Genomic DNA, 14,856 nt, shown 5'->3' with positions numbered 1-14,856 from the left:
CGGAAGATGGTGCTTGTTGCGTCAAGCGCATTGCGCTTTGAAGCCGAAAGATGATAGCGCTTCCGGCGTAACGTTTTGTTAATAAGGCCGTTCACGCCTCTTCAGGCCTTGTGCGACAAGGCCTGGTGCAAAAACAGGGTCAGTTGGCGGCGGCCAGCGCCAGCCCGTGGACCACACCGAAGGACGGATTGCCGCGGACCAGGGTCGAGCCCGGGAAGGCATTGGCGACGGCCTGCTGCAGGTAGCCGGCGCGTGACATGCCCCCGGTCAGGAACACCGCTGCCGGGTCGTGGCCGATATCGCTGCGGACCTGCTCGAGCAGGGCGGTCAGTTCGCCCAGATAGCCGCCGGCGGCGGTTTCCAGACGCGAGGCATCGATCTGCACCTGCAGGCCGCGTTCGATGAACCCAAGCGCGCTGTCGTGACTGGAAACACCGCTCAGGGCGATCTTGCAGCGTTCGACCTCGCGGTACAGGCGCGCGGTGTTGCCGGTGTCCTGCAGGGCAGTCAGGCGCGGGCCGAACGGCGCGTCCACATCGCGGTAGGTGTGCTGGCGGAAATCGCGCTGGCGGGTCATGTCCTGCACCATCGCCGCTTCCACGTAGTGATGCGCGGGCACGCGGGTGATGCCGCGGCCGAACAGCGGCATGTAGCCGCCCAGGCTCAGCGCCAGGTCGATATCGGTACCGCCGCGGGCGATACCCCAGGCACGGTGGATGGTCGGGGCCTGGCCACCGCCCACCCGGGCATGGGCGATATCGGTGGTACCGCCGCCGATGTCCACCACCACCGCGTCGTGTTCCTGCGGGCTTTCGGCGTGGTAATGCATGGCCGCGGCCGCGGGCTCTTCGAGGAAATCGATGCTGTCAAAGCCGGCGGCGATCGCCGCGCCGTGCAGGATCTCCAGCGCCTGGGCGTTGCCGGCCTCGCCGATGGAACTGCGGAACTGGACCGGACGGCCCAGCGTGGCGGTGCGGATCGGGGTGTCCAGCTGGCGCGAGGCGGTCAGGCGGATGTGCTCGAGGATGTGCGTGGCGATGCCGGCGATGGTCTGGCGCGCGCGCGGGTGCAGGTTGTAGCCGAGCATCGATTTCGGGCTCTGCACCAGGTTGCCTTCGTTCTCTTCGAAGTAGGCCTCCAGCGCGTCATCGCCGTAGACGGCGTTCTGCAGCAGGGTGGTGGAGCTGAGCGGGGCCCGCATCTGCTCTTCCATCCACTGCCGGCGCACCACGCGCAGGGCCTCCCGGCGCAGTGCATCAGGCGCGCGTTCCTGGCCGGCGGCGCGGGCATCGCGCGCGGCCGCGTCGACCAGCCGGGCCAGATCGTGCTCCAGCGCCGGGGTCAGTTCGAAGTCGTTCGGGTCGCGCATCACCTCGGGGAAATACACCGTGGTGCGGAACTGTTCGGCCTGGCCGAACTGGATCGGCACCACCTTGCCGTCGATCACCACGGCGGCGGCGGAGTTGCTGGTGCCAAAGTCGATGCCGAGTTTCATGCGGTGGGCCGGGCCGGTGGTCAGGGGGCGCGCACTTTGCGGCAACGGGACCGCCGACGCAAGGGCAGGCGGTAACGGGCGGTTACACTAGTGGCCGTTTCGTTACCGAAGAGCTGTCGATGTCCGCCATTCCCGCCTGCCCGCAGTGCACCCTGGAAAACACCTATGCCGATGGCGCGCTGTTCATCTGCGCGGACTGCGGCCACGAGTGGGCCGCCGGTGACGGCGGCGGCGAGGCCCTGGTGGTACGCGACAGCAACGGCAACGTGCTGGCCGCCGGTGACACGGTCACCGTGATCAAGGACCTGAAGGTCAAGGGCTCCTCGATCCCGCTCAAGCAGGGCACGGTGATCCGCAACATCCGCCTGGTCGAGGACGACGCCGAGCACATCGAGGGCAACTCGGAAAAGATCAAGGGCCTGGTCCTGAAGACCTGCTTCCTCAAGAAGGCCTGAGCCGGCTCAGTTGGCGTTGGTGCCGCGCTGGCGCCAACGCTGCAGGCTGTCCAGCTTGGCCTGGTAGCGGGACCTGAGCGCATCGCCGCTCTCCCCGGCCAGGTCCCGCGCGCGCTGCATTTCGATCGAGGCCCGGCGTGCATCGCCGGCCAGGAAATAGCTCCGGGCCAGCGCGAAGTGGAACGGATGCGCCGTCTCGTACAGATGGACCGCCCGGCGGTAGAAACGCACGGCTGCTGCATAGTCCCGGCGCTGCTCGGCCTGGGCGCCGAACATGTACTGGGCGAACGGATCGCTGCGCTGCACACGCGCCAGCCGGCTCGCCAGCAGCCCCGCCTGGCGGGTGTCGCCCATGCGGCGGTACAGGGCGCTGGCGTTGCTCAGGCTGGCGCCATGCCGCGGCTGCAGGCGCAGCGCGGTTTCATAGTCCCTGCGGGCCTGGTCCAGGTTGCCGATGCGTGCATCGAGGACGCCGAGGTTGTTCCAGGCCGCCACGAAGTCCGGTGCCATGCCGAGGGCTGCGCTGAAGTAGGCGCGGGCCGTATCGATATCGCCGGCGGTCATGTGGTCCGCGCCGCGGTTGTTGTAGAAATGGGCCAGCGTGCGCTGCCGGTTGATGCGCTGCGGGCCGAGGTGGTCGTAGAGCACGTTGTGGTCCAGATCGACGGTGCCGCTGCGCCCGTCCAGCACGATGCCCGCGTTGACGTGGCCCACGCTGTAGATCACCCCGGAAGCCTGGTACCAGCTCACCACCTGCGCCACTTCCTGGACATGCGCGTCGATGCCGGCCAGGTTGGCCAGGGTGACGAACAGCAGCGTAAAGGACAGGCAGTTGGCACGCCGCGTCTGCCAGGTTTCGGTGATCGTGTAGGTCGCCTCCGGGTCGTAGGCCAGGTGCAGCCCCTGTGCGTCGAAGATCATCTCCACCAGCCGCTGCAGGCGGCGCTCGCGCGAGTAGCCGGGATCGATGACCCGTTCGTGCAGCAGCGCCAGCAGCGGCGCGGGCACCTCCAGGATCTGCGCGGGCGTGGGTGGGGCGGCCGCGCTTGGCCCGGCGGTGGTCACAACGGGCGCGGGGTCGGCTGCCCAGGCCGGTGCGGCGGCCAGGGCCATGCACATCATCAGCAGGAATCTGCACGCGGTCATCGCCGTCACCTCGCAGGGCGCTGGGGTCCGTCGGGTCCAGTCTAGGCGCGTTGATGGGCCCTGGCATGCCGTTCATCGGCTGTCCGCGCCATCCACAGAGGATGTGGACCAGCGGTCGACAAACGTGTGGATAACCGCGCGCACCGCCTGCACGGCAACGGTTCTGGGAAGGTGGTCAAAAAACCACCGCCCGGCTTGCCAGCGTCGCGGCGACGGCCAATCATGGTGCATGCGCTTCGAACCGATTCCCCTGCCTGCCGGGCAGCGTGCCGAGCTGGAAACCGCCTACGCCCTGCCGCCGCGGGCGTACCACAACTGGTCGCACGTGCAGGCCGTCCTGCAGCACTGCAGCACCGTCGCCGAGGCCGGCCCGGGCTGGACCCGGCCGGGCGAGGTGCAGTTGGCCGCGCTGTACCACGACGCCATCTACGAGGCGGGACGGGGCGACAACGAAGCCCGTTCGGCGGCGCTGGCGCGCGAGGCGATCGCGCGCTGGTTGCCGGCGGCCGGGATCGATGCGGGCCGGGTGGTCGAGCTGATCGAACTGACCGCCCGCCACAGCAAGCTCGCGCCCGGCGATGTCGACCCCGAAGCGGCGCTGTTCCTGGATTGCGACATGGCCATTCTCGGGGCGCCGGCGGCAGTGTTCGACGCCTACGACCGCGGTATCGCCGAGGAATACGCCGGACACGTGCCGGGCTTTGTGTTCCGGCTCAACCGGCGGCGCTTTCTCAAGCAGGTGCTGGGGCAGCCGCGGATCTTCCTGAGCGACTTCTTCCACCAGCGGCTGGATGCGGCCGCGCGCGACAACCTGCGCCGGCGGGTGGGGCGCTGAAGCCCCGGCGCGAAGCATGCCCGTTACACTGTGTGCGCTGTTTTTCCTCCCTGTGTGGCCATGCCTGTGTCCGTTCCAGCCTCCGATCCGCGTCCGCAACCGCCGGAAGAACCCGGCCCCAACGAGTGCTGCGGCAGCGGCTGCCCGCTGTGCGTGCTGGATCTGTACAGCGATGAGCTGCAGCGCTACCGCGCTGCCCTGGCTGCATGGAAACAGCGCCACCCCGAGGCCACCGACTGACCCCAGGAGCCGCGATGTCGCTGCCGCTGCCACGCCCCTCCCGCTGGCCCGCCCAGCATCATGGACGCGTCGCCATGGCGACCCTGGTGGCGCTGGCGCTGTTCGTCGCCACCGCGCTGTGGACGCAATGGGCACGCGATGATCTGGACTGGGTGCAGGCCACCCTGAGCCTGTACCTGCATGGCCCCTGGGGACTGGCCCTGCGCACCGCCTATTGCGTGCTGGCGCTGGCGATCATGCTGCTGGCGGTCTCGCTGCATGCCAACAGTCGTTCGCCGCGCCGCAGTGCGGCGGCGCCGCTGCTGTTCTGGGTCGCCGCGCTGGGCCTGATGGGGGTGGCGATCGGCGACAGCTGGCTGCCCGAGCGCGCGCCGCTGCTGGCGCCGCTGGTGCACGGGCTGTCGGCCAATACCGCGTTCCTGTGCGTGAGCGTGGCGATGCTGCTGCAGAGCTGGTATATGCGGGCCGACCCGCGCTGGCGCGATTGGGCCGCTCCGGCCTGGTGGTGGGCCTGGTTGTGCTTCGCACTGCTGTGGCTGCACGTGCTGTGGCGGGGCCCGCCCCGCGGCGCGGGACAGAAGCTGGTGATCGCAGTGGTGGTGGTGTGGCTGGTGTCGGTGGCCTGGCAGCTGTGGCGCCAGGCGCGCCGTGAGTCGCGCTGAGCGTCCGGCCACGGTCTGTACATGCCCTTGGCCGGGCAGGGGCGTATCGTTGGCACTCTATCCATGGGATGCGCGACGATGCGGCGAGCCGGTTTGGGGGTGATGCTGGGACTGGTGATGGCAGCGATGACGGGGGCGGCGCTGGCCGCGCCACCGCAGCAGCTCAGCCATGGTCGTTTCGAGAACGTGCCGGTCCATCTGCCCGACGGCCACCCGCAACGGGTGGTGGTGTGGTTCGACGGCACGGCCGGCCGCGCCGACAGCCAGCAGCGGATCGACGCGCTGCGTGCCGACGGCGCGCTGGTCGCCCAGGTCGATGTCGCGCATCTGCGCCAGGTGCTGGCCCGCGAGAACAGCGGTGACTGCGCGTTCGGTGCGGGCGACGTCGAGAATTTCTCGCGCTGGTTCCAGGCCTATCTGCACGTGCCCGGCTACCACCTGCCGCTGATCGGCGGCGATGGTGAGGGGGCGGCGCTGGCCTACGCGGTGGCCGCCCAGGCCGACACCCAGGTGTTCGCCGGGCTGATCACCACGGGGTTCTGCCCGTCCGGCGTGCGCGAGCGCAAGGTCTGCGGGGCCGGCAGCAGCCATGGCCGCCTGCAGCCGACCGAGCTGAATTTCCCGTGGTTGAACGCGGCCGGCGATGTGCATTGCCCGGCGGGCGAGTCGGCGGCGTTCGTGCGCAAGGTCGGCATGGGGCGCCAGTTCGAGCGCACCGCGCAGGGCGACGCATTGCCCGGGCTGTTGGCGGCGGCCAAGGTGATCGGCGCCCAGAAGGGCGTCAGCCTGGCGCCGCCGCCGGATGACCTCAACGGCCTGCCGGTGGTCGATGTGCCGACCACCAAAGCCGGTGACACCTTCGCCATTTTTGTCTCGGGCGATGGTGGCTGGGCGGGGCTGGACAAGGAAGTGGCCGCGTCGCTGAGCGAGGCCGGCGTGCCGGTGGTCGGCGTGGATTCACTGCGTTACTTCTGGACCGCGCGCACGCCGGAAGGGTTCGCCCGCGACCTGGAGCGCATCGCCACTCACTACAGCCGGCAGTGGCAGCGCCGCAACGTGGTGCTGGTCGGTTTCTCGCAGGGCGCCGACGTGTTGCCTGCGGCGATCAACCAGCTGTCACCAGCAACGCGCGAGGCGGTCTCGATGATCGCGCTGCTGTCGGTCGGCAAGAATGCCGATTATGAGTTCCATGTCAGCAACTGGCTCGGCGGCGGTGGCGATGGCCTGCCGATCGCGCCGGAAGTGGCCCGGCTGCCCGCCGGGAAAACACTGTGCGTGTATGGCGAAGAGGATCGCGATGCACTGTGTCCGTCGCTGCCTGCAGCGGGCAACGCGCAGATCATCAAGCTGCCCGGCGATCATCATTTCAAAGGTGACTACGATCGCCTCGCCGATACCATCGTGCAGCATCTGCCGGCGCGCTGAGCGCCGGCAGTCCCGGTGCGGCCTCAATCGTGCCGACGTGGATCCAGGGAGATCAGCCGGGTCGCATCGAGCAGGGCGGCGGGCAGGTGCACGCCGCCCGGCGCGGCCAGATAACGGGCGCGCCAGACCGGGGCGAACTTCGATTTGAAGCGGCGCAGGCCGCTGAAGCCATAGAAGCGCTCACCGTGCCGCGCGACCACGTTGGCGAAACGGTTCCAGCGCCCGGCCAGGCGATGCTGGGCGAGCCCGGACAGCGGCGCCATGCCCAGCGAGAAGCGGTGGAAACCCTGCGCGCGGCCCCACAGGAACAGCTCGATGAACAGGAAATCCATGGTGCCCTTGGGCGCATCGTCGACATGCCGCATCAGGTCGACCGACAGTTCATTGCCGGCCGGCGCCTGCCATAGATTGGCGAAGGCCACGATGCGGCCCTCGGCCTCGACCAGCGCCACCGGGAAGCGGGACAGGTAGGCCGGGTCGAAGCTGCCCAGGGAGAAGCCCTTTTCATCACCGGCCTTGTCGTCCAGCCATTGCTGGGAGACCACCGACAGGGCCGGCAGCAGGGCCGGTACTTCCTCGGGGGGCGCGACGCGGAAGCTCAACCCGCCGCGCTTGCCGCGGTTCCAGGCCTGGCGCAGATCGGCGCGATCGCGGCCTTCCAGGGTGAAGTCCTGCAGCGGGACCATCGCCTCTTCGCCGAGTTTGACCAGGGTCAGGCCGAGATCGAGGTAGGTCTGCCAATGCGCTTCGCCCACCTGGTAGAACACCGGGCGCAGGCCGAGCCGGTCGGCTTCCTCGCGGAAGCGCCAGATCAGCGCACGCACCACCTCCGGCGGGCCGACCGGATCGCCCATCGCGATCAGCGAGCCGCCGTAGCGCTGCATCATCACGAAGCCGCGTTGCGCCTCGTCGCGCAGCACGGCCTTGTCCGCGGTGAGTACCAGGCAGGCCTGGGTGTCCTCGGCGGCGGCGAGGATCGGGGCGAGTGCGTCCAGCGTGGCGGCATCGGCGGCCGGCAGCGGGCTGCGCGTACTGTGCAGCAACCGCGCCAGGCCGAAGATGGTCAGCGCGATCGCCACCAGCAACAGCGCCCGCAATGCACGCGGCGCGTTGCCCTGCAGCGCGAACTGCCACCACAGCTCGTTCTGGTATTCGACGTGGCTGTAGACGAAGAACAGCAGCCAGATCACCGCCACCAGCACCAGCCCGAGGTTGCGGATCCACGGCCACGACCAGGCCTCATCCAGCAGCGCGCCCTGGCGGTAGAACTCGCGGCGCGAGGCCCACAGCGCGGCAGCCACGAGCAGCGCCGACAGTGCGATCAATACCTGCCCGCCGCGCAGCCAGATCGGCAGCGGGGACAGCACGCAGATGCCGAGTGCCAGCATCCACGCGGCATGGCTGCGCCGCTGCAGGCCCTGACCGATCAACAAAAGCGCGACACCGGCCAGACTGCCCAGCAGATGCGAGGTTTCCAGGATGGGCAGCGACGCGGTGATCAGGTGCCGACGAGGGGTCGGCAGGGTGCCGTCGATCACCAGCGCGGCGCCGACGCTGAACACCGCCAGCGCGATGATCTGCGGCAGCCACGGGCGCAGGGCGGTCCAGCCGACCCGGGTCGCACCGGCACCGGCGCGCAGCGGGCGACGCAGGGCGGGCGCCACCGCCAGCACCGTGGCCAGCAGCAGCGGCAGCACGTAATAGGTCACGCGGTAGATCAATGCCGCCGCCAGCACCGCAGCGGGGGCAACCTGTGGCAACAGCTTCAACAGGCTCCACTCGAATACGCCCAGGCCGGCCGGCACGCTGGAGATCAGGCCGGCCAGCACCGCGACCAGGTACAGACCGACGAAACCGGGCAGCCCGGTCGGCGTATCCATCGGCAGCAGCACATAGAAGGCTGCGCTGGCCAGCACCAGTTCGACCACGCTCAGTGCCGTGACGCCGAGCATCGTGCGGCGATCCGGCAGCCACAACGCATGCCCGCGGATCCGGAAACTGCGGCCCTCGCGCCCCACCAGCAGCACCGTGCCGGCATAGGCCAGCAGGCCAAGGACGCCGATCACACGCACCGCCTGCACCGGGATCGGCAACGCCAGCGCGGCCGCGCCGGGCTCAAGCACGAAGGCCAGCGCCAGCAGCAGCCAGGCGCCGAACATGAAGCCCAGCGTGCTCATCAACACCACCTGGCCGATCTCGCCGAGCGTCAGCCCCGCGCGACCATAGCCACGCAGGCGCACCGCACCGCCGGTGAGCGCGGCAAAGCCCAGCGTCTGCCCCAGCGTATGGGCGAGGAAGGCGGTGATGCCGACCCGCGCCGGATGCAGGCGTTTGCCGCTGCGGCGCAGGCCGATCGCATCGAAGCCGATCAGGCAGGCGTAGCTGGCCAGGCCGAGCAGCACGGTCAATGCGATCTGGCCGGCGCCGAGGTGACGGAACGCCTCGCGGATCGCGCGGTAACCGTGTTCGTCGAATTCGTTGGCCAGCCCGCGCAGGGCCAGGGCCAGGATCACCAGCGGGATGACGACGGTTGCGGCGCGACGCCAAGGGGCGCGGGCCGGCGTGGGAGCAGGGGCGGTGTCGGTCATCGGTACAGCGTGCTCCGGGATGGGCGATGAAAGAGTCAACGGCGGGCGTGCCTGCCGGGTCCGGCAAATCGTGCGCCTGATGCCGACGCTTGCCAAGCGGCGGCGCTGTGCGTGCTGTGGCTGCTTTGCGCACCGGCCCCGGCAGGCGCACGCTGCATCGGTGACAATGCGGTTTCATCCAGAGGAGCAAACGCCATGTTGGAACGTTTCGACGTAGGTCCGCGCATGTCCGAAATGACCGTCCACAACAAGGTCGCGTATCTGTCCGGGCAGATCCCCGAAGACACCAGCCAGGACATCACCGGGCAGACCCGTCAGGTACTGGAAGAGATCGACAAGCTGCTGGCACTGGTGGCCAGTGACAAGCAGCACATCCTGCGCGCGGAGATCTTCCTGGCCGACATCGGCGATTTCGCCGGCATGAATGCCGCGTGGGATGAGTGGGTGGTGGCAGGCATGACCCCGGCGCGTGCGACCGTGGAAGCCAAGCTGGCCGACCCGAGCTGGAAAGTGGAGATCGTGGTGACGGCGGCCCTGCCGTAACCGTGCCGTGAAGCAGGGGCGCCATGGAGATCGACGCATCGCCATGCGCCCCGCTGTCGCCGCTGTCGCGAGCAGGGCCGCGGCCGGCCCTACCGCGTTACGCTGACCAGTGCGATGCAGTCCACCGGGCACGGCGGGATGCACAGTTCGCAGCCGGTGCACAGATCGGCGATGACCGTGTGCATGTACTTGGCACCGCCGACGATCGCATCGACCGGGCACGCCTGGATGCACTTGGTGCAGCCGATGCAGTCCGCTTCGATCACCACCGCGACCTGCGGTGCCTTGTGTTCGCCGCGCGAGCGGTCGAACGGCAGCGCGACGACCCCCAGCACATCCGCCAACGCGCGTGCGCCGGCATCGCCGCCTGGCGGGCAATGATCGACGCCCGCCTCGCCGCGTGCCATCGCCTCGGCGTACGGGCGGCAGCCGTCGTAGCCGCATTGCCCGCATTGGGTCTGTGGCAACAGCCGGTCAAGGCGTTCGGTGAGGGTGTCGATGGGAAGACTCATGGCGTGGCGGTGGCTGCGCGGTGGGGCATCAGGCCCGGCTGTCGCGGGCGGGTGGGGCACTGGCCGGCGCCGTCCGGCGCGGCTTCATGGGGTTGCCGCGGTACCAGCGTTCGTGGGCGAGGGCGAGCATCGGGCGGTCCTCGCTGCTGTCGCCGTAGGCATGGATGCGCAGATAGCGCGGAAGGTCGAAGCGACGGCGGATCTGCGCCACCTTGTGCGGAGCACAGTCGCCCTCGGCATAGCGCCCGGTGAGGCGCCCGTCGCGGCTCTCCAGCCGGTTGCAGATCAGCTCCAGCCCCATCGCTTCGCACCACGGGCGCAGGTACAGGTCCAGCGAGCCGGACACGATCACCACCGTGTGCTGCTGCTTGAGGTGCCACTGGATCTGCTCGAGCATCTCCGGCCGCATCACGCCGGGCAGCACGTCACGCGCGTAGCCAGCGGCCTGCGCGGTGATGTCCTCCAGATGGCGATCGGTGAAGGTCAGGCGGGTGACGCGGCGGCGGAGCCGTTCGGCCGAGATCAGCTTCAGGCGATAGGCCAGCAGCCACGGGCCCACTTTCCACCAGGCCTGCGCGAGCTGTTCGGGGGTGGCCACACGGCGCAGGAAACGCCCGTAGGTATCGCAGGTGGTGACCGTGTGGTCGAAATCGAACAGCGCCAGTTCCAACCCACACCTCCAGGCAGAAAAGCGTGGCAGGGCGACCCGGTGGCCGCCCTGCCGTCGCGGTCAGCGGACCGGCATGCCCGGCAGCGCGGCGCTGTCGGCGTCCAGCAGGGCGAGTGCGCCGCCGTCGAAACCGGCCGACAGGATCATGCCTTCGCTCAGGCCGAAGCGCATCTTGCGCGGGGCCAGGTTGGCGATGAACACCACGCTGCGGCCGACCAGCTGCTCCGGCTCGCCGTAGCTGGCGCGGATGCCGGAGAAGATCTGGCGCTTGCCCAGGTCACCGGCGTCGAGTTCGAAGCGCAGCAGCTTGTCCGAGCCTTCCACGAACTCGCAGACCAGCACCTTGCCGATACGCAGATCCAGCTTGGCGAAGTCGTCGATGCCGATGTAGGCCGGCGCGGCCTCGCCATCGGTGGCCACCGCCGGTGCCGGTGCGGCAGCGGGCTTGGCCGGCTTGGCCGGGGCGGCGGGGGCCGGGGTGGCGGCCTGCAGGGTGTCCTTGGAAGCGTCGGTCATGGCGTCGATTTTTTTCGGGTCGATACGGGTGAACAGGGGCTCGTACACCGCGATGGTGTGCGCGGTCAGCGGGGTGGCGATGTCGGTCCAGGTCTGCACCGGCGCCGCCAGGAAGGCCTCGGCCTGCGCGGCGGTGGCCGGCAGCACCGGCTTGAGCGCGGTAACCAGCACGCGGAACAGGTTCAGGCCCTGGGTGCAGACCGACTGCAGCTGCGCATCGGCGCCGTCCTGCTTGGCGATCACCCACGGCTTTTCATCGTCGATGTAGCGGTTGGCTTCATCGGCCAACGCCATGGTCTGGCGCAGTGCACTGGCCGGATCGTTGCGCTCGTACGCCTCGCGGATCGGCGCCAGCGCGGCGACGAAGCGGTCGTACTGGGCGGCATCGGGCAGCGCAGCGGCCAGGCGGCCCTCGAAGCGCTTGCTGATGAAGCCCGCGCAGCGGCTGGCCAGGTTGACGAACTTGCCGACCAGGTCCGCGTTGACGCGCGCGATGAAGTCGCCCAGGTTCAGGTCGAGATCGTCCACGCCGCCGGAGGACTTGGCCGCGAAGTAATAGCGCAGCGCTTCCGGTTCCAGCCCGGCATCCAGGAAGGTGCGCGCCATCACGAAGGTCCCGCGCGACTTGGACATCTTCGCGCCATCCACGGTCAGGTAGCCGTTGACGTGCAGGCGGGTCGGGGCGCGGTGGCCGGTGCCGTGCAGCACCGCCGGCCAGAACAGGCCGTGGAAGTTCACGATGTCCTTGCCGATGAAGTGGTGCAGCTCGGTGCTGGTGCCCGCGCGCAGGTGCGCCTCGAAGTCTTCGCCGGTCTTCGCGCACAGCGTCTGGAAGCTGGACAGATAGCCGATCGGCGCATCCAGCCAGACATAGAAGTACTTGCCCGGGTGGCCGGGGATCTGGAAGCCGAAGTACGGCGCATCGCGCGAGATGTCCCACGCGCGCAGGCCACCGTCGGCATTGAGCCACTCACCCAGCTTGGCCTTCACGCCCGGCAGGGCGACGTCGCCGGCCAGCCACTCGCGCAGGAAGCTTTCGAAGCGGCCGACCTCGAAGAAGAAATGCTCCGAATCGCGGATTTCCGGCGTCGCGCCGGAGATCACCGATTTCGGGTCTTTGAGATCGGTCGGGCTGTAGGTGGCGCCGCAGACTTCGCAGTTGTCGCCGTACTGGTCCGGGGTGCCACAGTTCGGGCAGATGCCCTTGATGTAGCGGTCCGGCAGGAACATGCCCTTGGCCGGGTCGTAGAACTGGGCCACCGAGCGGCGCGCGATGTGGCCTTCGGCCTCGAGCTTGAGGTAGAAGGCTTCGGTCAGCGCCTTGTTGGCCGCCGAGTTGGTCGAGTCGTAATGATCGAACGCGACGCCGAACGCGGCGAAATCGCGCTCATGGCTGGCCTGGATGCTGGCGATGAAGGCTTCCGGGGTCACGCCGGCCTTTTCGGCCGCGAGCATGATCGGGGTGCCATGGGTGTCATCGGCGCAGACGAACCAGGTCTTGCCGCCGCTCATTCGACGCGCGCGCACCCAGATGTCAGCCTGGATGTAGCCGACCAGGTGGCCCAGGTGCAGCGGGCCGTTGGCGTAGGGCAGGGCGGTGGTGACGAGAGCGGTGCGGGTCATGGTGAGCGCTGTTGCCAGGGGAACCGGGGATTATCGCATGCCAAAACGCAGTAACCCGGCCGAAGCCGGGTTACCAAGGCTGGAACCTGCGCGGGGCTTACTCGCGCACCCAGGTCTGGGCGCGGCAGATGAAGGCCACGCAGCCGGACACGTCCAGCTTGGCGCCACCGGTCTGCAGCTTCATCTTGGACTTGTAGGTCTTGCCGTTGCCCGGGTCCAGGATGGTGCCGCCGGACCAGGCGTTGGCGCCATCGGCCTTGAGGTTCCACAGGATGGTCATGCCCTTGACCGGCTTGTTCTTGTTGGCGCCCTCGCAGCCATCGCAGACCGGGTTGGGGCCCTTGTCCGAGTGCAGGATGTCCACGACCTTGCCGGTCAGGGTGCCGTTGGTGGCCTGGGTGATCTCCACGATCGACTTCACCTTGCCGGTCTTGTCATCGATGGTCTTCCAGCGGCCGACGGCGCCGTCGGCTGCGCTGGCCGACATCGCAGCCATCATCAGCGGCAGCGCCAGCAACAGGGTCTTGAAGGTCTTGCGCATGTTCCCCTCCCAGGGATGTCCGTGAACGCCGGCGCAGACGGCCGGTACAAGGCCGACTGTATACCCATTCGCTCCGGTACGGAACGTGCCCGGCGCACGGTTCAGCCGGCGTCGGCCGGGATCTCGTACAGCTCCAGCGGCAGGTCGTCGGGATCGGCGAAGAAGGTGAACCGGCGCCCGGAGTACTCGTCCACCCGGATCGGCTCGCAGGCCACCCCGGCCGCGGCCAGACGTTCGATCATGGGCTCCAGCAGGTGCACGCGGAAGGCCAGGTGGCGCAGGCCCTGGGCCTCGGGGCGGCTGGGGCGCGGCGGCGCCCCCGGGAACGAGAACAGCTCCAGCTGGCTGCCGTCGGGCAGGGCCAGGTCGAGCTTCCAGGAGTCGCGCGCCGCGCGGTAGTTCTCGGCGATCACCCGCAAACCGAGCACGCGGGTATAGAAATCCTTCGAGCGGGCGTAATCCGAGGCGATCAGGGCCACGTGGTGGATGCCGGTCAGCGGGGAGGTGTCCGAAGCGTTCATTGCAGGGTGTCAAGCCAGCGCCGGGCGATCTGCAGCGCCAGCGGATAGGGTTCGGGTGCGTTGCGGTTGCTGAGCACGATCACGGTGAGGCGCTGCGCCGGGTAGCGCAGGATCACGTTGCGGAAACCGATGCTCTCGCCGCTGTGCCAGTGTGCGCCGCCGTTGAGGCGCCAACCGAAGCCGTAGAACGGCACGTCCGGTTCGGCGGTGGGCGTGGCAGGGGAGAACATCTGCGTCAGCGATGTCGCTTTCAGCAGCCGCTGGTCATACAGCGCGGCATCCCACCGGGCCAGATCGTCCACCGAGGAATAGATGCCGCCATCCCCGAGCACCGCACTCGTCAGGCTCTGGTCGGTGCGCTGCCAGCGCCCGTCGACCTCGCTGTAGCCATAGGCGCGACGGGCGATATCGTCCACCCCGTCCTGATGGGCCACGCTGTCGCGCATGCCCAGCGGCAGGAAAATCCGCTGGCGCAGGAAGGTCGCGAAATCGCTGCCGGACGCCTTGCCGACCACCAGCGCCAGCAGCGCGTAGCCGCTGTTGCTGTAGCGGTAGGCCGTGCCGGGTGTGAAGTACGTCCGGTCCTGAGCCTCCAGCAGATGCAGCACATCCTGGTCATGCACCTGCGCGGTCGCGTCGGCGGCCATCAGGTCTTCGTAGTCGAGCAGGCCGCTGGTGTGGCTGAGCAGCTGGCGCAGGGTGATCGCATCGGCGGCGGCCGGCAACGAGGGCAACCAGCGCTTCAGCGGATCATCCAGAGCAAGCGCGCCGTCCTCGGCCAGCAGCAGGATCGCCGCGGCGGTGAACTGCTTGCTGACCGAGGCCAGCCGGAAGTTGGTCTGTGCGGTCACGGCGGTGCGATCTTCCAGAACCGCCAGCCCGTAGCCGCGCCGGAACACCGGTTTGCCATCATGCAGGACCAGCACCGCGGCGCCCGGCACCTGGCCGTCGTAGCGCTGCATCAGGGCATCGATGCCCTGATCCGGCGGTGTCAGTGCCGGCGCGGCCATCACTGATCCGCTGCCGGCGATGCACATCGCGCCGATCCACCCACGTAGATGCCGCACGATGCGCATGTCCGGTT

At 68.9% G+C, this 14,856-nt stretch carries 15 protein-coding genes; 6 read left to right on the top strand and 9 right to left on the bottom strand.

Translation table 11 applies throughout. From position 1 onward, the window contains the following. Positions 1-139: 139 nt before the first annotated feature. Positions 140-1,495, bottom strand: coding sequence for an Hsp70 family protein (locus tag OC373_RS04215; RefSeq protein ID WP_070425645.1), 1,356 nt, complete (start codon positions 1,493-1,495; stop codon positions 140-142). 119 nt (positions 1,496-1,614) lie between these two features. Here OC373_RS04215 and OC373_RS04210 point away from each other — a divergent pair, with 119 nt between their 5' ends. Then, positions 1,615-1,950 (top strand): zinc ribbon domain-containing protein YjdM, encoded by a 336-nt coding sequence (locus OC373_RS04210; protein ID WP_019183411.1) that lies wholly within the window; start codon positions 1,615-1,617, stop codon positions 1,948-1,950. A gap of 6 nt (positions 1,951-1,956) precedes the next feature. On the opposite strand, the gene OC373_RS04205 is transcribed toward OC373_RS04210, so the two are convergent. Continuing rightward, complete coding sequence (locus OC373_RS04205) at positions 1,957-3,096, bottom strand: tetratricopeptide repeat protein (protein WP_261997124.1); 1,140 nt, start codon at positions 3,094-3,096, stop codon at positions 1,957-1,959. 229 nt (positions 3,097-3,325) lie between these two features. Here OC373_RS04205 and OC373_RS04200 point away from each other — a divergent pair, with 229 nt between their 5' ends. The 4 genes from OC373_RS04200 (at position 3,326) to OC373_RS04185 (ending at position 6,258) form a co-directional block, all read left to right on the top strand. Then, entirely contained in the window at positions 3,326-3,931 is a 606-nt protein-coding gene (locus tag OC373_RS04200) for a hypothetical protein (protein WP_261997123.1), read from the top strand. A 60-nt stretch (positions 3,932-3,991) separates the two neighbouring features. Further along, positions 3,992-4,171 carry an oxidoreductase-like domain-containing protein gene (locus OC373_RS04195; RefSeq protein ID WP_037553198.1) on the top strand — a complete coding sequence of 60 codons (180 nt, stop codon included), beginning with the start codon at positions 3,992-3,994 and terminating at the stop codon, positions 4,169-4,171. Between the two features lie 74 nt (positions 4,172-4,245). Beyond that, positions 4,246-4,833, top strand: coding sequence for a DUF998 domain-containing protein (locus OC373_RS04190; protein ID WP_261997334.1), 588 nt, complete (start codon positions 4,246-4,248; stop codon positions 4,831-4,833). A gap of 78 nt (positions 4,834-4,911) precedes the next feature. After that, positions 4,912-6,258 carry an AcvB/VirJ family lysyl-phosphatidylglycerol hydrolase gene (locus OC373_RS04185; protein WP_261997122.1) on the top strand — a complete coding sequence of 449 codons (1,347 nt, stop codon included), beginning with the start codon at positions 4,912-4,914 and terminating at the stop codon, positions 6,256-6,258. Between the two features lie 23 nt (positions 6,259-6,281). Here the strand turns inward: OC373_RS04185 and mprF are convergent, their stop codons facing one another. Continuing rightward, complete coding sequence (gene mprF / locus OC373_RS04180; protein ID WP_070425640.1) at positions 6,282-8,846, bottom strand: bifunctional lysylphosphatidylglycerol flippase/synthetase MprF; 2,565 nt, start codon at positions 8,844-8,846, stop codon at positions 6,282-6,284. Between the two features lie 195 nt (positions 8,847-9,041). Here mprF and OC373_RS04175 point away from each other — a divergent pair, with 195 nt between their 5' ends. Then, complete coding sequence (locus tag OC373_RS04175) at positions 9,042-9,389, top strand: RidA family protein (RefSeq protein WP_019183404.1); 348 nt, start codon at positions 9,042-9,044, stop codon at positions 9,387-9,389. An 89-nt stretch (positions 9,390-9,478) separates the two neighbouring features. On the opposite strand, the gene rnfB is transcribed toward OC373_RS04175, so the two are convergent. From rnfB to OC373_RS04145, 6 genes are all read right to left on the bottom strand, one after another. After that, positions 9,479-9,901, bottom strand: coding sequence for an Rnf electron transport complex subunit RnfB (gene rnfB, locus OC373_RS04170; RefSeq protein WP_019183403.1), 423 nt, complete (start codon positions 9,899-9,901; stop codon positions 9,479-9,481). A 28-nt stretch (positions 9,902-9,929) separates the two neighbouring features. Continuing rightward, positions 9,930-10,571 carry an HAD-IB family phosphatase gene (locus OC373_RS04165; protein ID WP_070425638.1) on the bottom strand — a complete coding sequence of 214 codons (642 nt, stop codon included), beginning with the start codon at positions 10,569-10,571 and terminating at the stop codon, positions 9,930-9,932. A 60-nt stretch (positions 10,572-10,631) separates the two neighbouring features. After that, on the bottom strand, positions 10,632-12,710 hold the full coding sequence (metG, locus tag OC373_RS04160; protein ID WP_070425637.1) for a methionine--tRNA ligase: 2,079 nt from the start codon (positions 12,708-12,710) through the stop codon (positions 10,632-10,634). Positions 12,711-12,807: 97 nt separating this feature from the next. Beyond that, positions 12,808-13,251 (bottom strand): DUF2147 domain-containing protein, encoded by a 444-nt coding sequence (locus OC373_RS04155; protein ID WP_070425636.1) that lies wholly within the window; start codon positions 13,249-13,251, stop codon positions 12,808-12,810. A gap of 101 nt (positions 13,252-13,352) precedes the next feature. Continuing rightward, positions 13,353-13,772, bottom strand: coding sequence for a VOC family protein (locus OC373_RS04150; RefSeq protein WP_070425635.1), 420 nt, complete (start codon positions 13,770-13,772; stop codon positions 13,353-13,355). Next, positions 13,769-14,848 carry a serine hydrolase domain-containing protein gene (locus tag OC373_RS04145; RefSeq protein WP_070425634.1) on the bottom strand — a complete coding sequence of 360 codons (1,080 nt, stop codon included), beginning with the start codon at positions 14,846-14,848 and terminating at the stop codon, positions 13,769-13,771. The genes OC373_RS04150 and OC373_RS04145 overlap by 4 nt, the downstream gene beginning before the upstream one ends. Positions 14,849-14,856 lie beyond the last annotated feature (8 nt).

This window comes from Stenotrophomonas sp. Ste96, from assembly GCF_024519495.1.
Classification (GTDB): domain Bacteria; phylum Pseudomonadota; class Gammaproteobacteria; order Xanthomonadales; family Xanthomonadaceae; genus Stenotrophomonas; species Stenotrophomonas bentonitica_A.
This window is presented reverse-complemented; position numbering and strand designations above follow the sequence as displayed.